The following is a 19737-nucleotide window of genomic DNA, read 5'->3' on the forward strand; positions in this document are numbered from 1 at the left end:
GGGCGTTATTTTCTGTGTAGCTCATCCACGGTCGCGGATGAACCCCACGAGACGTTTCAGAAGGCTGCCAGATCGAGGTTCCGGGGTTGAAATGTCCCCAAAGTCCCGATCTGCGCCCGCTGCCCAGGCCAGAAGCCCCGCAGCGGTGGAAAAACCGGCCGAAGCTGCAGCAGTCTCCGGCAGGCCATGAACGTTTAGCGGTTTGCCCATGCGAACCGGCCGGGCAAGAATGCGTGTTGCGACAGGCACGATGCCTTCCATCAGGGAAGCTCCGCCTGTCAGAACGACACGCCCGTTGGCGAGACGCCCCAGACCTGCATTGTCCAGAGCATGGCGCACAAGTTCAAGTGTCTCTTCAACGCGAGGCTGAATAACGGAGATCACTTTCGAGCGCGGAATACGGGCCAAACGGTCCCGGCCTTCCCCAATGAGGGGTACGGACAGGATTTCGCGTTGATCGTCGGACCCGAGCTGTGCCGCACCATACATGGTTTTCAGGCGCTCTGCAGTTTCCAGAGACGTCGAAAGAACGCCCGCAATATCACGGGTAACATGGAGGCCGCCGACAGGGATTTGTGCCGTATGGATCAGTCGGCCTTCACAGAAAACTGCGAGAGAGGTGGTTCCGCCTCCCATTTCCACGACGGTAACGCCTAAATCACGTTCTTCGTCAGCCAGCACGGCAACGCCAGAGGCAAAGGGGCTGGAAACCAGTCCGTCGAGTTTGAGCTCTGAATGCTGAAGAACGGTATCCAGTGTGCGGAGAGCACTGGAGTTCATGTCAACAACGTGCAGTTTCGTCGCCAGCTGTTCACACTGATGTCCACGCGGATCAGCAATGCCAGGCATGGAGTCAACGACATACCCGATGGGAAGGGTATGGATGACGTCCCGACCTTCTGACCATGCACGGGCCTGACCGTCCGTGATCAGGCGCTGAACATCTCCATCCGTCACTTCACGGCCACCGATGGGCATGTGGGCATCGATCAATCGGCTTCGGGGATGACCGCAGGACAGATTGACGACCAGTGAGTCCATACGTCGCTCTGCGGCTTCCTCCGCCTGGCCAACGGTGGCGCGAATGGCAGCTTCGGCTTCACGAATATCAACGATCGACCCAGATCGAATGCCGTGGGAGCGCCGCCAGCCATAACCCAGAACCTGAATGGAACCATCCGGCTCACCCTTGCCAATAAGGCAGGTCATTTTCGTTGTGCCGATATCCAGCGCACCGAAAACGCCATTGCGCCAGACGCGAGGTTTGGATGTCTCTTCCGGAGGCAGCGGCAGGATTTCACGTGATGCGCGGTTCAGCGCAACTTCGCGTTCGCCGCCCACAGGGATCAGGGACCGGCCCCGCAGACCACCCCGGCGGCGAAAGGCCGGAAGATCGGACGTTGGTGTAAGATCGGTCATGGCTGCTGTGTCGTCTGGCTGCTGTCAGAAGGAGGGGCGGGTGAGTCTGTTTTGGGCGCGTCAGGAGGAGGTGTGGGCGCAGGTGTCTGATGAATGACCATGCGATCTGGAAGGCGCATGTCAATCGAGACGACAGGACGATCCAGCAGGTTCATGCTTGTCTGGTATTGCGCGAGACGTGCAAACGCTGCGGCCTCTTCGCCTTCGGGGAGCATGACAGTTGTCCCGTCTTTCAGGGTCACATTCCAGCGCCTGTTTCCCACACGAATGAGAGCCGTCACACGGGATTTGACATCGGGCTGTTTGGCTAAAGCGTCAATGACGACGGACGCGGCAGTATTGGCACCATCGCCAACGACAAGCGGTAACTGGAGGAATGCCTGAGCATTCTTGCCTGTCATGCCCTGATCGGGAACTTCTTCACCGGCCTGATTAATGAGCGAAAAATGCCCATGCGTTTGCCAGACGGCGATGGGTGTACGTTCGGTCAGGTTAATGATGATCGTATCCGGCATCCGCCGCTCGACGGTCGCATGATCCACGAAGGGAAGTTCATCAATGCGCTGGCGTGCGGCTTCGACAGAAAAACCAAAAATTGGGTGACCAGTGCTCGTTCCCAGTGCTTCGTAAATTGATACTTCGCTGGTCATGCCGCGACCATTGATGATGACGTGTCGAATAGGCAGCGGCTCCATAGCCACAAGTTTGGCTCTTAGCGGAGCAAAACGCTCCTCCGACGCTGCGTCATACAGGAGGCGCGCTCCTACTCCTCCCAGTCCGACCACGACAAGGAATACGATTCCTGGGCGAATCAGTTTCCGTTGACGGCGCAGGAACAGTTTCGTCCGTGACGGCCGGTCTTCGTAAGGCGGCATCGGCGCCGGGCGGAAAGCCGGGTCACGTCGGAAATCGGGTTCCTGAGGGCGGGAGTCCCTGCGCATCAGCGGGTCAGTGCCTCCTGAACCAGCCAGTCACAAAGATCCGGATAGGAGATGCCGCAATACGCAGCCTGTTCCGGCAGCAGTGAGGTCGGGGTCATGCCGGGCTGCGTGTTAACCTCGAGAACGATCAGCGTGTCAGTCTCGTCATCGTAGCGGAAATCCGTTCTGCTGGCGCCAGAACATCCCAAAATCTGATGAGCGCGCAGAGCATAATCCAGTGCACGCTCCGTCACGCTTTTTGGCAGCTCTGCTGGGACGACGTGCCTGGAGCCACCAGCTTTGTACTTTGCTTCGAAATCGTAGAATGCAGCCGTTTCGGCAGGTAGAATGTCTGTTACAGCCAGAGCGCGATCACCCATCACCCCCGCCGTCAGTTCACGGCCAGGCACGAAGGCTTCAACAAGAGCTTCTTTGCCGAAGCGCCAGTTTTTCGCGATTTCGGCACGACGGTTGTCACCTTGGCGGATGATTTCAACGCCGACCGACGATCCTTCCGCAACAGGCTTCACAACGTACGGAACGGGCAGCGGGTCTGCTTCTGCCAGTTCTTCAGGCGTGATGACACGGCCTTCCGCAATGGGAAGCCCCGCTGCCGCGAGCAGCATGCGGGTTGCTCCCTTGTCCATTGCGACAGCAGAGGCGCGGATGCCGGAGTGTGTGTAAGGAAGTCCCATCCATTCCAGCACACCCTGAATGGCGCCATCTTCGCCTTTGGGACCATGCAATGCATTGAAGACGACGTCAGGGGCGGCCGCTTTTAGAGCCTGAATGGTGACGGCAATATCGGCGCCGACATCGACTGGCGTTACCTCATGCCCTTTCTCGCGCAGGGCAGAGATGGCTGCATTGCCACTGACAAGGCTGACAGGTCGCTCGCTGGACGTACCGCCATATAAAACTGCGACCTTCATACTGTCTTCTCTCCTACGTCATGACGACCAATGCGTCTGATCTCCCAGTGCAGGTCAATCCCGCTATGGTCCAGAACTTTCTTGCGAACAGTTTCCCCAAGCGTTTCAAGCTGTTCGCTACTGGCATCACCAATGTTCAGCAGAAAGTTGCAATGCTTCTCACTGACCTGAGCGCCACCCAGCGTCAGGCCACGGCAACCTGCTTCATCAATCAGCGCCCAGGCTTTGTGACCCTCCGGGTTACGAAACGTTGAGCCACCAGTGCGGGCACGAACAGGCTGGGACGCTTCGCGAGAGGCACGAATTTCTGCAAGGCGTTCCCGAATGGCGTCTGGTGCGTCGGGTGTGCCACGCAGTCTGGCCCGGATGACAATAGCACCTTCCGGTAAGTCCGAATGACGGTACGCAAAGCCCAGTTCTTCACAGGTGAGGCGACGCAACTCGCCATCTGACGTGAGAATATCCGCCCAATCGAGAACGGCATTGATGTCCGAACCATAAGCGCCAGCATTCATGCGCACAGCCCCGCCAATGGACCCGGGAATGCCGACAAGAAATTCCAGTCCAGCCAGTCCTGCTGCCGCACTGTGCTCTGCCACCGTGACATCCAGAGCCGCGGCACCCACTACCAGGCCGTCAGCCTGGACTTCAATGTCCGAGAAACCACGGGCCAGCCGGACTACCACGCCTTCAATACCACCATCGCGAATGATGACATTTGAGCATGCGCCCAGAACTGTCAGGGGCATGTCGACGGGGCGGTTCCGCAGCAGATCAGCCAGATCATCTGCGTCTTCTGGCACGAACAGCCAGTCAGCCGGGCCGCCGGTGCGGAACCAGGCGCGGGCTCCCAGCGGGGCATTGGCCGTCAGACGTCCGCGAAGGCCCTGAACTGGAAATTTGTCGCTCATACAGCGCTTTCCGGCGCCGGGCTCTTGGTGTTCAGAGCTTCCAGTTCTTGCGGAAGGGTCTGTGCCCACTGGGTGATTGTTCCGGCACCGAGGCAGACCACATAGTCGCCGGGCTTTGCGATCGCATTCACCATTTCAGGAAGAAGTTCAGGTGAGGGCAATGGCACGACAGACCGATGTCCACGATCCCGCAGGCCTTCGACCAGAGCATCACGATCTGCGCCTTCAATCGGGCTTTCACCAGCCGCATACACGTCAGCCACGATAACGGTGTCAGCATCGTTCATGCAGGTGCAGAATTCGCCGAACAGGCCTTTCAGGCGGGAATAGCGATGCGGCTGCACCACGGCGATGACGTTCTTTGCGCCTGCCTGACGTGCAGCTTTCAGGACAGCAGCAATCTCGACCGGATGATGACCATAATCGTCAATGATCGACACGCCATTGAATTCACCCGTCCGCGTGAAACGACGCTTTACGCCCTTGAAGGACGCCAAGCCGGAGGCGATGACGGAATCACTGATTTCCATTTCCAGCGCCACCGCGATGGCTGCCAGAGAGTTCAGAACGTTATGATGCCCGAGCATTGGCAGGCGGAACGGACCGGCACGACGCGTGCGGTTGCGGGCGCGGTTCGTGACCACAACCTCGAATGTTGCGCCACGCTTGTCCATCACGACCTTCTCAGCGCGAACATCGGCTTGCGGGCTGAAACCGTAGGTGATGATGCGGTGATCGGACAGGCGCGGGATCATCTGCTGAACCTGCGGATGATCCACGCACAGGACTGCAAAGCCATAGAACGGAATGTTGGAGACGAACTGGTCATAGCCCGCCTGCATGGCTTCTTCCGTACCCCAGTGATCCAGATGCTCGGGGTCCATGTTCGTGATGACCGCAATGACCGCAGGCAGACGAAGGAATGATCCGTCGCTTTCGTCGGCCTCAACAACCATCCAGTCACCGGAGCCCATACGGGTGTTGGTGCCGTATGCCTCGATGATGCCGCCATTGATGACGGTCGGGTCCAGCTTCGCATGCTCCAGGACACACGCCACGAGGCTTGTCGTCGTGGTCTTGCCGTGTGTACCGCCGATCGCGACAGACCAGCGCAGACGCATCAGTTCTGCCAGCATTTCCGCACGACGAACGACCGGGATCAGCTTCGCTCTCGCCGCAACAACCTCAGGGTTGTCTTTCTTGACGGCTGTAGAGGTCACGACAACCTGGGCGTCACCCAGATTGGAGGCATCATGTCCGATGTGGATCTGGATGCCAGCGTGTCGCAGACGCTGAACATTCGAGCTTTCCGCAATATCTGAACCCTGAACCCGGTAGCCCAGCATGTGCAGGACTTCTGCAATGCCGGACATTCCGATACCGCCGATACCGACGAAATGAATGGTTCCGATGTTCAGGGGCAGGGCGCGCATGGGGCAGGTACTCTTGAGGTAATAGGGTAAAAAAGAGATGATCAGGACCGAAGGCCAGCTTCGATCAGGTCTGCTACCTTTGCGGCAGCATGAGGGCGAGCAAACTGACGTGCAGCTTCGGCCGCAGCGGACAGACGCTCAGGATGGGTAATCAGGTCAGCGACAAGAGCTGTAAGAGCGGCAGATGTGAAATCCGGCTGACGAACCATCCAGGCCGCTCCAGCATCCTGTAATGCTTTGCCGTTCGCGCCCTGTTCGTCAGAGGCAGCAATGGGCAGGGGTACAAGAATGGATGGCAGTCCGGCCATCGCCAGTTCCGCGACAGAAGATCCGCCTGCGCGACCAATAACCAGATGGGCTGATTTCAGTCGTTCGGGAACATCGTTGAAAAAAGGTTCAACCTCAACCGCAATACCAGCATCTTCATAGATGGCACGAACGCGATCGGTGTCTTTCGCACGAACCTGTTGCGTGACATGCAGACGTGTGCGGAAGCCAACCGGCAGGGTAGCCAGAGCCTGTGGCACAATATCTGAAAATACGCGGGCACCGAGAGAGCCACCCCAGACCAGGAGCCGAACAGTCTCTGTCGGGGCGGTATAGGGTTGCCCGAACAGGGCTTCGATCCCGGCCCGAACAGGCATGCCCGTCAAAGTGATGCGGGCGCCCTGTGGGAGGCGCGCAACGCTGTCATAAGACGTGGCGATGAGCGGAGAAAAGCGCGACAGAAAGGCGTTTGCCTGCCCGAGAACCGCGTTTCCTTCGTGAATAACCATTTCCGGACGCTGCGATTTTGGCAACATGCGAGAGGCCAGAAGCGGCGGAATGGATGGATATCCTCCAAACCCGACAACAGCGGCGGCATCGAGTGTTTTGAGGACCTGGCGTGCTTCGAGCATGCCTCGGAAAAGTGCAGTGATACCACGCACCTTCCCCCCCAGGCCTTTGCCAGCCACGCCTGCGCCGTCCAGCACATACTGAGGTCGATCCTTGAACAGGCCGGTCTCACGCCGTCCATGCCTGGCGTCCGTCATGAGAACAAGATCATGCCCACGTTCTGCCAGAACGGTTGCAACAGCTTCAGCCGGGAAAAAATGCCCTCCGGTTCCACCGGCAGCAACGACAATCGGACGTTTCATGGGGTGTTTCTCTCAAGAAGGGAACCGGGGGTGTAAGGGGTGGCGACACGCTGGGCAATCTTGCCCGGGCCAACGTGATGGCGCGTCAGGGCAAGGACCATTCCCATGGTCAGAGCAATGGACATGGCCGAACTCCCACCATACGAGATGAATGGCAGCGTCATGCCCTTTGTTGGGATGAGGTGAAGTGTTGACCCCATGTTGACGAAAGCCTGTAGCCCAAACCCTGTCACCAGGCCTGCCGCAGAGACAATCACAAAAGGATCTTCTTCCCGCATAAGCTTCAGCAGGGTGCGGAGAACGATAATGCCGAACACGGTGATAATGCCGAAGCAGAGCAACAGGCCGTACTCTTCGCCGGCAACGGCGAAAACAAAGTCGGCATGAGCATCAGGCAGCAGATCCTTGACGCGTCCTTCACCCGGCCCACGTCCGAGCAGACCCCCATTTCCGAAAGCACGAAGCGCCGTGTCGATCTGATAGTGATCGCCAACGTCCGGATGCAGGAACCGCTCAACACGGGAGCGAACGTGCGGGAACATGACGAACGCCATGCCGAACGCACCAATCATGCCTGCAACACAAAGCCCTACCCAATACAGACGCAGTCCGTCGACGAAGAGCTGCGTCATGAAAACCATGGTGATGACGGACAACATTCCAATGTCCGGCTGGGATTTGAGGAGCGCCAGAATGACGCCAAAGCATGCGAAGGCGATCAGCATTCCGGGGAACGCTATGTTCCCCCGCAAAACGACCGTCCGGCGTGCGGAGAGGAGCCAGCCCGTCATGACGGCAAAGCAGGGCTTTAGAAATTCTGAAGGCTGCACGGACATCATGGGCAGGGCGATCCAGCGGCGCGCGCCTTTGATCTCCATCCCGTGCACCAGTGTCATGGCTGTGGCGGCGAGGGCAAGAATACCCCCGATAAAGGCCAGCTTTTTGACGCCCGCTCGCGAAAGATAAGACACACCAAGTACGATCGCCCCAGCCAGTGCCAGGAAGATCACCTGCTTGAGGATGAACATGTTGCGGGACGCGCCAATTCTCGAAGCCACGGCAGGGCTGGCCGCGAGCATCAGCACGTAACCCAGGCCGATCAGAATTCCGACACAGGCGAGCGTGACCCGGTCGGTATTGCGCCACCAGCGGGCGATTGCCGATGAATCGACACGGGAGGAGCCCGCCATGACCGTCAACCTTCCTGTTCTGCTTTGAGCATTTCGCCCGAATGGCCTGATTTCACAATATTATCGCAAATCTGGAGAAAGTGTGACCCACGATCCTCAAAACTGCGAAACTGATCAAAACTTGCACAGGCGGGAGACAGAAGAACGGTTCTGACCCCACCCGTTAAGGCTGCGTCAAACGCTGCGGGCACTGCGCGATCCAGCGTGTCACACATCGTGTAGGGAACGCCACTGGCTTGAAGTGTTGCAGCAAGAACAGCGGCGTCTCGCCCAATGAGGAACGCGTGAGCAATGCGGTCAAACCATGGGACAAGCATTTCGATGCCGCCCGCTTTAGCCGTTCCCCCTGCAATCCACATCACACGGTCGTAGGACCCAAGCGCCTTGGACGCAGCTTCGGCATTAGTTGCTTTGCTATCGTTGATGAACGCCACACCATCCCGCTCGGCTACCTTTTGCAGCCGATGTGCCAGACCGGGAAATGAGGCCAATCCATCACGAATAGCCGTGTCGCTCAAACCAAGATGCTTTGCCATCGCCCAAGCCGCGGCGACGTTCTGACGGTTGTGCCGTCCGGGGAGTGCAGGGCCGTCGAAGGATGGAACCGCATCCGGCGCCAGCGTCGTGACGGGAATTCCTCGTGACGAAATTTTCTCCGCGATCGTCAGGCACCATGGATCGTCTTCTCCGATGGCCGCCAGATCTTCAGACGTCATGTTGTCGAAGACATGCGCTTTCGCTGCCGCATAGCCATCCATGTCTCCATGACGATCAAGATGGTCCGGTGTGATGTTCAACAGGCAGGCAGTTGCAGCGTGGAACTGATCCAGCCGTTCCAGCATGTATGACGACATCTCAATAACGTAAACGCCGGTATCAGCCAGAAGAGGTAGTGCCAGAGACGCAGTGCCCAGATTGCCGCCCGCGACACAGGGAACTCCGGCAGATTGCAGCAAATGCGCCAGCAGAGCTGTTGTTGTGGATTTTCCGTTAGTACCGGTTATGGCTGCAAAACGCGCTTTGGATCCGGCTTTGCGAACATTGCGATAAAGCAGTTCTGCATCTGACAGGATCTGCACATTCTGAGCGCGAGCCAGTTCGGCCACTGGATGCGGCTTAGGCAGAATATGCGGAATACCAGGAGACAGGACGAGCGCTGTCATGCCGGAAAGGTCTGTCAGTGGTGCAAGTGTCAGTCGCTCATGAGGGGGCAGAGACGGGGCATTATCATCCCATGCCTGAACCTCGGCACCCATGTTCAGCAACGCGTTGACTACGGCCGCACCGTTACGACCAAGGCCGCAAACCGCATAGCGCTCACCTGCGAGAAGATCTGTCGGAAAGCCTGTCATCTCAATTTCAGCGTGGCCAGACCACACAGCCCCAGAACAATGGAGACAATCCAGAATCGTACGACGATCTTCGGTTCCTGCCAGCCCTTCTTTTCAAAGTGATGGTGCAACGGTGCCATGAGGAACACACGCCGGCCTGTACGCTTGAACCAGAAAATCTGGATCACAACGGAGAGCGTTTCTGCGACAAACACACCGCCAACAATGCACAGAACAAGTTCATGCTTGACGGCAACAGCAACGGCACCCAGTGCGCCGCCGAGGGACAGGGAGCCTGTATCACCCATAAAAACGGCAGCCGGGGGCGCATTGAACCACAGGAAGCCAAGCCCCGCTCCAATCAGTGCGGCACAGAACACAGCCAGTTCTCCGGTGCCCGGAACAGGATGAAGCTGGAGGTAATCAGCAAAAACATGATTGCCGACGAGATAGGCAATCAGCGCAAAGACGAGCGCTGCAATTACGACTGGAACAATTGCCAGACCATCCAGGCCATCGGTGAAGTTCACGGCATTGCCGAAGCCTGTGATCGTAATCATGGCAAAAAGTGGGAAGGCATAACCGAGCGGAAGGAGGATATCCTTCACGAAGGGGAACGCGACGGCATTACGGAGTTCCGGTGGCGTCAGATGCTGGAGCCAGATGCCTGCGATGAGAGAGGCTGCAAACTCACATCCCAGCCGCACACGCTTGGACACACCTTTCGTATTCCGGCGGGAGAGCTTCAGATAGTCGTCTGCAAAGCCAACGGCACCGAATGCGGCAGTTGTGAGCATAACGGCCCAGACGAAACCGTTTGTCAGGTCTGCCCACAACAGCGTCGCGGAGAACAGCGCGATCAGGATCAGCATCCCGCCCATCGTTGGCGTGCCAGCCTTTTCCAGAATATGCCGTTCCGGACCAAGCGTGCGGATAGGTTGCCCTTCACGCTGGATCCGTTTGAGCTGTGCAATGAAAGGGTTGCCAAGCGCCAGCGAGATCACCAGCGCCGTCAGGCACGCACAACCCGAGCGGAACGTCAGATAATGGAAGAGGTTGAAGAACCCGCCATGCGATGAGGCATGAGAGGCGACGAGATTGAACAGCATTAGGCAGAGACCGGGTTGGAAGCGTTATCGAGGGCCGCAATGACATCGCGCATCCGGCTGCCCAAACTGCCTTTGACAAGCAGAAGGTCACCGGGGCGAAGAGCATCACACAGAAGGGGAGCGAGGGAAGACGCGTCCGGGGCGTAACCACCCCGCACGGTTTCGGGAAGAGCTTCGTAAAGCGCGTGCATGTGGGTGCCACAGCAGAAAGCCAGTGCATCTGCTGCAATTACGGCATCCGCCAGAGAACGATGTTCTGCCTCTGCGAATTCGCCAAGTTCACGGATGTCTCCCAGAGCGACCACGCGCCGTTTGGCGGGAAGAAGCGAGAGAGTCTCTAGCGCCGAACGAATGCTGGTCGTGGAGGCATTGTAGCTTTCATCAAGCAACTGCACGCCGTTCAGCACAGTACGTATCTGTCCGCGGCCTGCTCCTGGAACAAACCCGGTCAACGCTTTAGCCGCATTCGGCACATTTTCGCCAAGGGCTGCGACAGCTCCGAGAGCCAGCGCGGCGTTTCGCGCCAGATGTCGGCCGGGAGCTGTTAATCTGACGGACACGCTCGGCGCATTAGGGAATGTCAGGGTAAAAGTGCTGCCTTCCGCGGTGCAGACCAGGTTTTCTAACCGGACTTGGGCGGCAGCAGAAAAGCCACTTGACCAAAGAGATGCATGGTCAGGGAGAGCTGCCTGAAACAGGTCTTGCCCCACAGCATCGTCCGGAGCAATAGCCGTCCCATGTGGTGCTAATGCGCTGAAGAGCTGGGATTTTTCACGCGCGATTTCTTCCACGCTTCCCATGTGGCCCAGATGTGCTGTTCCGATAGTGGTAATGATCCCAACATCCGGACGAACCTGCGCAGCCAACGGGGCAATTTCCCCCACATGGTTCATTCCAATCTCACTCACGCAAAAACGTGCGTCGCGGGGGAGGCGCGCTAAGGTGAGCGGCACGCCCCAGTGATTATTGTATGAGGCAATGGCAGCATGTGTCGGCCCGAGCGCAGAAAGTGCGGTGCGGAGCATGTCTTTCGTCGTGGTCTTGCCAACGCTGCCAGTAATCGCAACGACTTTCCCGTCGAACCGCGCGCGTGCGAAGCGTCCCAGTGCTTCCAGACCCGCCATCGTATCGGCAACGATCAGAAGGCGTGGATCCGTCAAGCCTCTGGTGTCATGCACCATTACACACGCTGCCCCGGCGTCGAGGGCTTGCGTAATGTGAGCATGGCCATCACTGGCATCGCCCTTAAGTGCGATGAACAGGTCGCCAGATTTCAGTGTCCGCGTATCAATGGAAATTCCGGTGACGGAAACGTCGGCTTCAAGGCGGCCATTTGTCGCATCACGAAGCTCTTCGGATGTCCAGAGAACGCTCATGCTGCACCTGCGAGTTCACGGATAACGCTGCGGTCATCGAACGGAAGAACGGTTTCACCAACAATCTGTCCCTGTTCATGACCTTTGCCAGCAACAACCAGAATGTCCCCCGGCTGAAGCGCGTCCAACCCTGCGGCGATCGCAGACCTCCGGTCCCCGATTTCGTGTGCTTCCGGGCAGGCTGCATGAATGGCGGAACGAATACTCTGCGGATCTTCCGTGCGCGGATTATCGTCTGTGACAATCGCCAGGTCCGCCATGCGCGCTGCAACTTCGCCCATCAATGGGCGCTTGCCACGATCGCGATCTCCGCCCGCACCAAACACAACGACCAGCCGTCCCTGAGTGTGTGGACGGAGGCTGGCGAGAACGCGTTCCAGTGCATCCGGCGTGTGGGCATAATCGACGTAGGCGGCTGCTCCATTGGAGAGCTCAGCTGCACGCTCACATCGTCCGCGGACACCGGTCAATTGCGGCAGGTATTCGACAACGCTTCGTGCTTCGCTTTCATCCTGCCAGCACATCGCGGCTGCCAGCATGGCATTATCAGCCTGGAACAGGCCAGGTAATGCCAAAGTCATTTCCGGAAGCTCTTCTCCATAGAGGGAGAGCCGAACGATCTGACCGGTCGGAGTGGGAGTGGTTTCAAGGAGGCGTAGGGCCGTGCCTGTCTTGCCCACTGTACGAAGTGTCATACCGCGCTGGGCTGCTAATGCCTTCAGGGCGTTGAATGTCTCCGGATCCATATCCGCATTGACCGCAGCGATGCCACCTGCCGGCAAAAGATCTTCAAAGAGACGCAGCTTGGCTTCACGATAAGCTGAAATCGTGCCGTGGTAATCCAGATGGTCACGCGTCAGGTTTGAGAAGCCCGCTGCGTTCAGTTCCACGCCATCGAGGCGATGCTGTTCCAGTCCGTGTGAGGATGCTTCAAGCGCAACATGATCCACACCATATTGTGCCAAAGAGGCAAGCGTTTTAGCCAAAGACACGGGATCGGGCGTTGTGAGCGACGGTGGGGGCGGGACGTCAACGTTAGCGATCAGTCCAAGCGTTCCAAGGCTGGCGGCTTTAAAGCCCTGAAGCGTCCAGATCTGGCGGAGAAACTCTGCAGTGCTGCTTTTGCCGTTTGTTCCCGTGACCGCGGCAATACAGGTCGGCTGCGGACCAGCAAGAGTTACAGCAGTCAACGCGAGCAGGCGCTTGGCATCAGGGGTGAGCAGAACAGGAATATCTGCTTGCGCCGGATGATCAGCAATAACGGCAGCCGCACCATTCGCGACCGCTTGTGGGATGAAAGCTGCTCCGTCCTGTTTTGCGCCACGAAGAGCGAAAAACAGAGTGCCCGGCCGGACCTGTCTGCTGTCTGCTGTGACCGCGCAGATTTCAGGGTCAACGGAAGGCGACAGAACGGGACCATTCTGCCGGAGGAGTTCAGAGAGACGCATGGGCAGGCTCAGTGCTGTGTCTTGGGAGTGTGCGCCTGATTGCGCGGATCCCCAGGGTCGTTACCAGGGCCAAGGGCACGATAGCCCGCTGGCACGGACGGATTCATGGGGATGGCGAGAGATGCATCAATGGCGTCCTTGTTGGCCGTATCCGGGAACTGGTTCAGGATAGGTCCAACACGGGAAATGATTTTCTTGACGGTCGGCGCTGCATTCCATGCGGCAGTGGTCCAGCCATGTGTGGCCGCAGTTCCCTGTGGGCTATCGAGCATGACATACACCGCGTAATGCGGGTTGTTCATCGGGAAAACACTGGTGAAGGCCGAAACGTTGACGTGTTTCAGGTATCCACCATGAGCACCGATCTTTTCAGCCGTGCCTGTTTTGCCACCCACGTAATAGCCCGGAACTTCAGCCGATTTGCCGCTTCCCAAGGTAACGTCAAGACGCAGCAGTTTGCGCAGCAGGGCAGACGTCTTCTCCGACAGAACCCGCGTTCCGACAGGTGTCTGTGCTCCAATGTCATCGCCGCTATCTGCCTCATCGGGCTTGTAAACAACAGGACGCACCTTGGCATCAGGTGTCTGGCTTTCGTCCTGCTGATCCCGGGCCACCAGTGTGGGCTTCAAAAGAATACCGCCATTCACAGTGGCCGCCGTGCCACGGACAATGGCCAGCGGAGGCTCAGCCACACCATGGCCGAAGCCGACAGTCATGACAGTGGAGAGGCCCCAGTTTTTCGATGCGGGTACTAGGGGGCGTCCGGCTTCCGGAAGCTCTACTGGGACGCGGTTGAAGAAGCCCATGCTCCGCAGCCAGTCCTGCTGACGCTGGGCGCCGACATCCAGTGCAATATGAGCCGCAGCAGGGTTGGATGAATAGGCCAGTACACCCGGCAGAGACAGCCATGGCGCAAAGTGATCAGTCTTCATATCGCGGATGGTGAAGCGGCCGACACGAATGGGAATGGTCGAAAACCGATCCCAGATATGAACCACACCAAGCTGAAGACCCATTGCGGCTGTCTGAAGCTTGAATGTCGAGCCAGGCTCGTACATGCCTGTCACGGCACGGTTGAAGCGCGCGTCGTTCGGTGCGTGGTTGAAATCATTGGCGTCATAGTCAGGGAGGCTGACCATGGCCAGAATTTCGCCCGTCCGAACATCCATGACAATGGCCGAAGCACCAATAGCCGAGAACTCGTCCTTGGCGGCCATCAACTCATCATGCGCGACAGCCTGAACGCGAACGTCCAAAGACAGGCGTAGAGGCGTGCGATCCGAGTTCAGGCGCTGATCAAAAAATCGCTCCACGCCGGCAATACCATGATCATCAATATCCACGCTTCCCATGATCTGAGCGGCAGTCCGGCCAAGCGGGTAATGACGGCGCTCACCGGCTTCAAAATAAATACCGGGAATACCAAGATTATTGATCGCGATTTCCTGCACAGGGGAAATATCACGAGCGATGTAAACGAACTGCTTCTTCAGCGAGAGACGACGAACGGTTTCGGCTTCATCCAGCTTCGGCAGAACGGTTTTAAGCTTCTTTGTCGCGTCCTCTGGATCAATCAGTTCCATCGGGTTGGCATAAACCTGCGCGACGGGGAGAGACAGCGCCAGGGCCTGCCCGTTACGATCGGTAATGGTCGCGCGTTTGACTGTAGGCAGGACGAAATCGCCTGCCATTTCACCGCGTGGATCGCTTTTCGGAATTTCTGGAACCTGAGGTGCAATCTGGCGCTTCTCGGGCTCCATGGGCATCAGCACCGTTGCGAACGTGGCTTTGAGGGCAACTGCGCCATAAATGGCCAGAAAACCCATGCCAACGCCCAGAAGGCGACTATGCATCTGATCCAGATTAAGACGGCGGGAAGGCGTTCGCACTGCCGTCTGTGAGTCGCGCCGCTCTGCCCGTTTGCCCGGGCGCGCTGCGCGACGCGAACCTGAAGGGGGTGGCACGTCCTGGGGCATCGTGCGGCGTTGCGTCCTGTCTAAGGTGCTCGCCCGAAGCTATCCGGAAAATACTGAACGAGCAGTTAATAAAGAAGAGAGGGTCTCAGTTAGCCAACGGAACTGGCGGGGGCAATGCGTCTTCGTCATTTCCCAGCGCAGAGCTGGCATGATGGTGCGGGCGTGGGCGTTCTTCAGCAACGCGGGTCAAGGACGCCTCACGAACCTGATGAACGGGTTGTGTGTGCCACGCAGCAGCGACCAGTGGTGTCGGGCGTGCGCCATGATAGCTCACAAGACGAACGGTCGGCGTTACGTCCGAACGGGGTGTCGCACTGACATGCGGCGTCACAGGGCGAGCAGAGGCCAGATCCATGTCTGGGGAATGGACAATCCGGTCAGCATGCGGGTGAGCAACATGCGTCGGGATAGCACGGGCTGTCATGACATGAGGTGTGGGAGTTGCAGCTGTGACTGAAGCAATAACCGGAGCATGCTGAACAGGCGCAACTGGGTGAACAACCGGAGGAGCCGGGAGCGGAAGATGTGCCTCGGTCGCCGCACGGTTGACGACTTCATGCAGGCTTTCGCGCGGATCTGTTGGAACCGGACGCGAGCCCGGGTTTGGAAGGCGTGCTTCAAGACTGGCCATGCGGATGAACTGATCCGGGGCCATAGGGTGAAGGTCGGGAAGAAAGCGCGCTGCCAGGGTGTTCAGGCGATCCGGCTGGTTCAACAGGGCCCATTCCGTGCGCATCATGGCTGTCTGCGCGCGGACTTTCTGCGTTTCCTGGACCACCTTGGTGATCTTCTGGTCGAGGACCGTCGTCTCATGCTTCTTGGTGTAGAGAAACAGGCCAGACCCTGCGGCGAGAACAGCGCAGGCGATGGTGAAGGGCCGGATCATGCTCGGTTTCCTGAGGCGGGCGGTTGTGGGGCGGAATTACGAACCAGGGCGCGCAACCGGGCGCTGCGTGCTCTGGGGTTATCCCGCGCTTCCTCTTCCGTGGCAGGCAGGGGGCGGGAATACAGGAGAGAAAAAGCCGAAGGCTCTTTCCGGACAGGCGCCGGGTCATAGCGGGACGGATTGGCAGTGCGACCTGCCAGTTCCGCCATGGCGCGCTTGGCCAGACGATCTTCAAGGGAATGGAAGGTCACAACAACGAACACGCCGCCGAAAGCCAGAAGGCGAGGGGCTGCCTCCAGCGCGCGTTCCAGTTCGCCCAGCTCGTCGTTCACAGCAATCCGGAGGCCCTGAAAGCTGCGTGTAGCCGGATCGATCTTGGAGCGGTCTTTGGGGACGCAGGACCGAACGATATGTGCGAGGCGGCCCGTGGTCGTAATGGGTTCTTCCGCGCGGGCTGCCACAATGGCGCGTGCGATGCGACGGGACAGCTTCTCTTCGCCATAACGATAGAGAACATCCGCCAGATCACCTTCCTTCATGGAATTCACCAGATCGGCAGCAGAGGGGCCGTCGCCCCCCATGCGCATATCCAGCGGACCATCATTACGGAAAGAAAAGCCGCGTTCAGCCTGATCAATCTGGAATGAAGAAACGCCGAGATCCAGAACGATGCCGTCAAACGGTCCGTCCTGGCCCACAAGCGCTTCCATGTCCCCGAATGTTCCCTGATGCATGAACAGTCGACCATTGGCCTGCTCGGCCATGGCTTCACCACGGGCAATCGCAGTCGGGTCACGGTCAATGCCGTGCAGGGTGCAATCTGCGCTGTTGAGTATGGCACGGGCGTAACCGCCGCCGCCAAATGTTCCATCCAGATACCGGCCGCCTTCACGTGGAGAAAGTGCTGCGAGCACCTCCTTCAGCATGACGGGAACATGTCCTTGATGGACGAGCGTGATTGCGTTCATGCCGCATCTCCGGTGGCCGGTTTGCGGCTGCTGGTAAGTTCTTTTGCCCGTGCGCGGGCCTGGTGACGACGTTCTGCTGCTGCTGCCGGATTCCAGATCTGGAAAACGCGTCCCAGACCCATGAAGGACACTTCGTCGTTTAGCGATGCATGGGCGCGCAGAACATCGGGAAGAATGATCCGGCCTTCCTTGTCGCTGTCGAGCGGATACGCATCTGCGTAAAGGCTGGCAGCTAGATCTTCGTGGTCTTCAGAGAACGGATCGTATTCGTCCAGAGGCTGCGCCAGAGAAGCGAAAGCGGCGGACGTCCAGGCTTCGATGCACGGATGAAGATGTGAGGGCCGAAGAATTACCAGCGCTTCGCCAGGCTGAGCCTGCGTTCTGAGAGCGGATCGGAAGGGGGCCGGAATAGAAACACGTCCCTTGGCGTCAAAGCGGTTCTGATGTGTGCCGAGGAACATGCTCATTGATGATGTGCCTCCCTTCACTTCAGGACTTGCGCAAGGTGATCAGGTATTTCTCTGTTCTTTCTTGGGATACCATGGGATTTCATGGGACGTCAAACATATATCTGCGAAAAACCGCAGAAAACTGCGGCTATTTTCATAGTGGAAATTGTGACGCGATTTTTTGCTGTTTGTTAGGAATTATCAGGGATAATCGCACGGCGAGATCTATACCTGCCGTTATTTGTTCCCTTTATGTTCTCATAGCGTAGCTTTTGAGAATTACTGGGGAACGTTTTTCATCAGAGGTGCCAGACGGCCTGTAAGCCGGGTTCTGTCCGCCAAAGGCGGGACGATCATTCCTCTGGGACATGCATTGCTGCATGCCTCACGCAACCAACCCGAACGACGGAGTGAGACGCTCCCGGCTGCCTTGCGACAGCCTGCCGTTCCTATTCGGTTTTGCTCCCGGTAGGGTTTACCGTGACCGACGCCGTTGCCGGCATCGCGGTGTGCTTTTACCACACCGTTTCGCCCTTACCCGCGACGTATTCCAAGAAGGAACAGTCCGGCGGGCGGTCTGTTTTCTGTGGCACTGTCCCTAGGGTCGCCCCCGCCGGCTGTTAGCCGGTACCGTTGTCCCATGGAGCCCGGACTTTCCTCCATGACGGGGATCCTCATCCCAGTCACAGCGACCGTCCAGCCGTCTGGCGGTGCGGACCTTGCGCCGGGAGCGTTTGCGGGTCAAGGGCAGACTTTGTTCTGGTTTCGCTGCATGATGCTGGAATGAAACCAGTATTTGCCCTGAGGCTGTTTCTTGCATGGCTCGCATGGCAGGCTCGCCGCCGAGGTGTTGTACGTCCGGCAGTGCCTGTCGAAGTGGTTCCAGAGATCCCCGGTCCGGTCCCATCGCCGGATGTGCTGAAGCAGATCCGGAAGATCACCGGGCGCCCCAGCTTTCCGCAATGTCTGTCATCGCTGCGGATCCGCAAATGGGTAGACATCAGGGTTCCGGGCGGAGAAGGCCTGCGACCTGCACGCCTGTATCGGCCAAGAGGGACCGTATCGGGCGTGGTGCTGTTCCTGCACGGTGGCGGATTCGTACATTGCGATACGACATCACATCACGGAATCTGTTGCCGCCTGGCTGCGTCTTCAGGTGCGATGGTCCTGTCTGTTGATTACCGTCTGGCACCGGAGCATCGCTTCCCATCAGGCCTAAGAGACGCGCAGGCAGCCCTTAAGTGGCTTAAACTTGCGGCGCCGGATCTGCCCATTGCTGTGGCAGGGGATAGTGCTGGTGGAAATCTGTCAGCTGTTTTGGCGCAATGGAGTCGCTCACAGCCTGATCTGCAACTGGCTGCCCAGCTTCTTTATTACCCAGCCCTGAGCGGCCCGGTCATTCCTTTATCCCGGCATGATTACGCTGAGGGTTACATGCTGACGACAGACCTTCTGTATTGGTACTGTTCTCAGACGCTCTCATCGCCCGATCAACTGTTCGATCCGGAATTTTCGCCTGTTTTTGCGGATCATCTCAGGGATCTTCCTCAAGCGATGATCGTAACGGCCGGCTTTGACCCTTTGCGTGGAGAAGGTGAACTTTACACGCGATTGCTCAGGGAGGCTGGAGGAACTGTCAAATACCGGGTGTTTCCACGCATGATCCATGGCTTTCTGAACGGGTATGCCCTGTTCAGGGATGGGCGGACGGCATTGCGGGAAGGGGGCGTATTTTTACGGGAGGCTTTCAGGAAGGCCGGACCACGACCTTCCTGAGCGGAAGCTTTAGAGCCGCAGTTCGTGGAACGTGCCAGGCGTTCCTGCATCGGTTTGAATCGTGCGCTCACTGCGATCAACCTTCAGGCTGAACAGTTTGTCAGCTGACGGTTTGTCTCCGGGGCAGCCATTACCGTGGCGTCCCAAGACATCAATGTCCGGATTATTCTCGGCAGCATTGCCATTCACAACGAACACGAGACAACGCTTGGGCATGTCCGTCAGTCCGTCGTTGGTCACGACAAGCCGCAGATGTTCCACAAGGGCTGTATTATCGAACCAGCTCAGCTTGTTGAACGTGAACTTGTCGTAGGAAAAATCCAAAAGTCCGGAACGAACGACCACGAACATCAGCAGAAACGCCGGCACCACAATCAGGAGCCGGCGCATCAGGTGCTGTTTGAGTGTACGGGGCGGACGCCGTGTGCCCCGTGTAAAACGGGGCTTCGCGTTCGCGGGGTCAGTCAAAAGCAA

General features: G+C 58.1%; 17 protein-coding genes and 1 other RNA gene. 1 reads left to right on the forward strand and 17 read right to left on the reverse strand.

Features of this window, described 5'->3' with window-relative positions; genetic code table 11:
• Window positions 1-21: 21 nt before the first annotated feature.
• The 16 genes from ftsA to rnpB all read right to left on the reverse strand — a co-directional run bounded on the left by ftsA (window position 22) and on the right by rnpB (window position 18195).
• Window positions 22-1419, reverse strand: a complete 1398-nt coding sequence (gene ftsA / locus ABDK75_RS05230; RefSeq protein WP_046901366.1) for a cell division protein FtsA — start codon at window positions 1417-1419, stop codon at window positions 22-24.
• Entirely contained in the window at window positions 1416-2360 is a 945-nt protein-coding gene (locus ABDK75_RS05235) for a cell division protein FtsQ/DivIB (protein WP_346005148.1), read from the reverse strand. Before ABDK75_RS05235 ends, ftsA begins: the two co-directional genes overlap by 4 nt.
• Window positions 2360-3271, reverse strand: coding sequence for a D-alanine--D-alanine ligase (locus ABDK75_RS05240; protein WP_346005149.1), 912 nt, complete (start codon window positions 3269-3271; stop codon window positions 2360-2362). The genes ABDK75_RS05235 and ABDK75_RS05240 overlap by 1 nt, the downstream gene beginning before the upstream one ends.
• Window positions 3268-4182, reverse strand: coding sequence for a UDP-N-acetylmuramate dehydrogenase (gene murB, locus ABDK75_RS05245; protein WP_346005150.1), 915 nt, complete (start codon window positions 4180-4182; stop codon window positions 3268-3270). Before murB ends, ABDK75_RS05240 begins: the two co-directional genes overlap by 4 nt.
• Window positions 4179-5615: a UDP-N-acetylmuramate--L-alanine ligase gene (murC, locus tag ABDK75_RS05250; RefSeq protein WP_046901369.1), complete on the reverse strand. Its 1437-nt coding sequence runs from the start codon at window positions 5613-5615 to the stop codon at window positions 4179-4181. The genes murB and murC overlap by 4 nt, the downstream gene beginning before the upstream one ends.
• 41 nt (window positions 5616-5656) lie before the next feature.
• Window positions 5657-6754 (reverse strand): undecaprenyldiphospho-muramoylpentapeptide beta-N-acetylglucosaminyltransferase, encoded by a 1098-nt coding sequence (gene murG / locus ABDK75_RS05255; RefSeq protein ID WP_346005151.1) that lies wholly within the window; start codon window positions 6752-6754, stop codon window positions 5657-5659.
• Complete coding sequence (locus ABDK75_RS05260; protein WP_086633620.1) at window positions 6751-7944, reverse strand: FtsW/RodA/SpoVE family cell cycle protein; 1194 nt, start codon at window positions 7942-7944, stop codon at window positions 6751-6753. Before ABDK75_RS05260 ends, murG begins: the two co-directional genes overlap by 4 nt.
• A 5-nt stretch (window positions 7945-7949) precedes the next feature.
• Window positions 7950-9296 (reverse strand): UDP-N-acetylmuramoyl-L-alanine--D-glutamate ligase, encoded by a 1347-nt coding sequence (gene murD / locus ABDK75_RS05265; RefSeq protein WP_346005152.1) that lies wholly within the window; start codon window positions 9294-9296, stop codon window positions 7950-7952.
• Window positions 9293-10384 carry a phospho-N-acetylmuramoyl-pentapeptide-transferase gene (gene mraY, locus ABDK75_RS05270; RefSeq protein ID WP_064273099.1) on the reverse strand — a complete coding sequence of 364 codons (1092 nt, stop codon included), beginning with the start codon at window positions 10382-10384 and terminating at the stop codon, window positions 9293-9295. The genes murD and mraY overlap by 4 nt, the downstream gene beginning before the upstream one ends.
• Complete coding sequence (murF, locus tag ABDK75_RS05275) at window positions 10384-11760, reverse strand: UDP-N-acetylmuramoyl-tripeptide--D-alanyl-D-alanine ligase (RefSeq protein WP_346005153.1); 1377 nt, start codon at window positions 11758-11760, stop codon at window positions 10384-10386. Before murF ends, mraY begins: the two co-directional genes overlap by 1 nt.
• Complete coding sequence (locus tag ABDK75_RS05280; RefSeq protein ID WP_346005154.1) at window positions 11757-13208, reverse strand: UDP-N-acetylmuramoyl-L-alanyl-D-glutamate--2,6-diaminopimelate ligase; 1452 nt, start codon at window positions 13206-13208, stop codon at window positions 11757-11759. Before ABDK75_RS05280 ends, murF begins: the two co-directional genes overlap by 4 nt.
• 8 nt (window positions 13209-13216) lie before the next feature.
• Complete coding sequence (locus tag ABDK75_RS05285) at window positions 13217-15184, reverse strand: penicillin-binding protein 2 (protein ID WP_211497253.1); 1968 nt, start codon at window positions 15182-15184, stop codon at window positions 13217-13219.
• Window positions 15185-15269: 85 nt separating this feature from the next.
• Window positions 15270-16070: a hypothetical protein gene (locus tag ABDK75_RS05290; protein WP_346005155.1), complete on the reverse strand. Its 801-nt coding sequence runs from the start codon at window positions 16068-16070 to the stop codon at window positions 15270-15272.
• Window positions 16067-17038: a 16S rRNA (cytosine(1402)-N(4))-methyltransferase RsmH gene (gene rsmH, locus ABDK75_RS05295; protein ID WP_346005156.1), complete on the reverse strand. Its 972-nt coding sequence runs from the start codon at window positions 17036-17038 to the stop codon at window positions 16067-16069. Before rsmH ends, ABDK75_RS05290 begins: the two co-directional genes overlap by 4 nt.
• Window positions 17035-17505 (reverse strand): division/cell wall cluster transcriptional repressor MraZ, encoded by a 471-nt coding sequence (gene mraZ, locus ABDK75_RS05300; RefSeq protein WP_211502790.1) that lies wholly within the window; start codon window positions 17503-17505, stop codon window positions 17035-17037. Before mraZ ends, rsmH begins: the two co-directional genes overlap by 4 nt.
• 286 nt (window positions 17506-17791) lie before the next feature.
• Window positions 17792-18195: RNase P RNA component class A (gene rnpB / locus ABDK75_RS05305), an RNA gene on the reverse strand.
• A gap of 75 nt (window positions 18196-18270) precedes the next feature.
• Here rnpB and ABDK75_RS05310 point away from each other — a divergent pair.
• Window positions 18271-19263, forward strand: a complete 993-nt coding sequence (locus tag ABDK75_RS05310) for an alpha/beta hydrolase (RefSeq protein ID WP_346005157.1) — start codon at window positions 18271-18273, stop codon at window positions 19261-19263.
• A 9-nt stretch (window positions 19264-19272) separates the two neighbouring features.
• On the opposite strand, the gene ABDK75_RS05315 is transcribed toward ABDK75_RS05310, so the two are convergent.
• The gene (locus ABDK75_RS05315; protein WP_046902046.1) at window positions 19273-19731 is read right to left on the reverse strand and encodes a hypothetical protein; all 459 of its coding nucleotides are present in this window, start codon (window positions 19729-19731) and stop codon (window positions 19273-19275) included.
• Between the last annotated feature and the right edge of the window lie 6 nt (window positions 19732-19737).

The organism is Gluconobacter sp. OJA (assembly GCF_039638325.1).
GTDB lineage: Bacteria > Pseudomonadota > Alphaproteobacteria > Acetobacterales > Acetobacteraceae > Gluconobacter > Gluconobacter cerinus.

Coding starts and splice junctions, on each gene's coding strand:
- ftsA (WP_046901366.1), bottom strand. CDS start 1,419: ATGACCGATCTTACACCAACGTCCGATCTTCCGGCCTTTCGCCGCCGG.
- rsmH (WP_346005156.1), bottom strand. CDS start 17,038: ATGAACGCAATCACGCTCGTCCATCAAGGACATGTTCCCGTCATGCTG.
- ABDK75_RS05240 (WP_346005149.1), bottom strand. CDS start 3,271: ATGAAGGTCGCAGTTTTATATGGCGGTACGTCCAGCGAGCGACCTGTC.
- ABDK75_RS05235 (WP_346005148.1), bottom strand. CDS start 2,360: ATGCGCAGGGACTCCCGCCCTCAGGAACCCGATTTCCGACGTGACCCG.
- mraZ (WP_211502790.1), bottom strand. CDS start 17,505: ATGAGCATGTTCCTCGGCACACATCAGAACCGCTTTGACGCCAAGGGA.
- ABDK75_RS05310 (WP_346005157.1), top strand. CDS start 18,271: ATGAAACCAGTATTTGCCCTGAGGCTGTTTCTTGCATGGCTCGCATGG.
- murD (WP_346005152.1), bottom strand. CDS start 9,296: ATGACAGGCTTTCCGACAGATCTTCTCGCAGGTGAGCGCTATGCGGTT.
- ABDK75_RS05260 (WP_086633620.1), bottom strand. CDS start 7,944: ATGGCGGGCTCCTCCCGTGTCGATTCATCGGCAATCGCCCGCTGGTGG.
- ABDK75_RS05290 (WP_346005155.1), bottom strand. CDS start 16,070: ATGATCCGGCCCTTCACCATCGCCTGCGCTGTTCTCGCCGCAGGGTCT.
- murC (WP_046901369.1), bottom strand. CDS start 5,615: ATGCGCGCCCTGCCCCTGAACATCGGAACCATTCATTTCGTCGGTATC.
- murF (WP_346005153.1), bottom strand. CDS start 11,760: ATGAGCGTTCTCTGGACATCCGAAGAGCTTCGTGATGCGACAAATGGC.
- murB (WP_346005150.1), bottom strand. CDS start 4,182: ATGAGCGACAAATTTCCAGTTCAGGGCCTTCGCGGACGTCTGACGGCC.
- ABDK75_RS05280 (WP_346005154.1), bottom strand. CDS start 13,208: ATGCGTCTCTCTGAACTCCTCCGGCAGAATGGTCCCGTTCTGTCGCCT.
- ABDK75_RS05285 (WP_211497253.1), bottom strand. CDS start 15,184: ATGCCCCAGGACGTGCCACCCCCTTCAGGTTCGCGTCGCGCAGCGCGC.
- mraY (WP_064273099.1), bottom strand. CDS start 10,384: ATGCTGTTCAATCTCGTCGCCTCTCATGCCTCATCGCATGGCGGGTTC.
- murG (WP_346005151.1), bottom strand. CDS start 6,754: ATGAAACGTCCGATTGTCGTTGCTGCCGGTGGAACCGGAGGGCATTTT.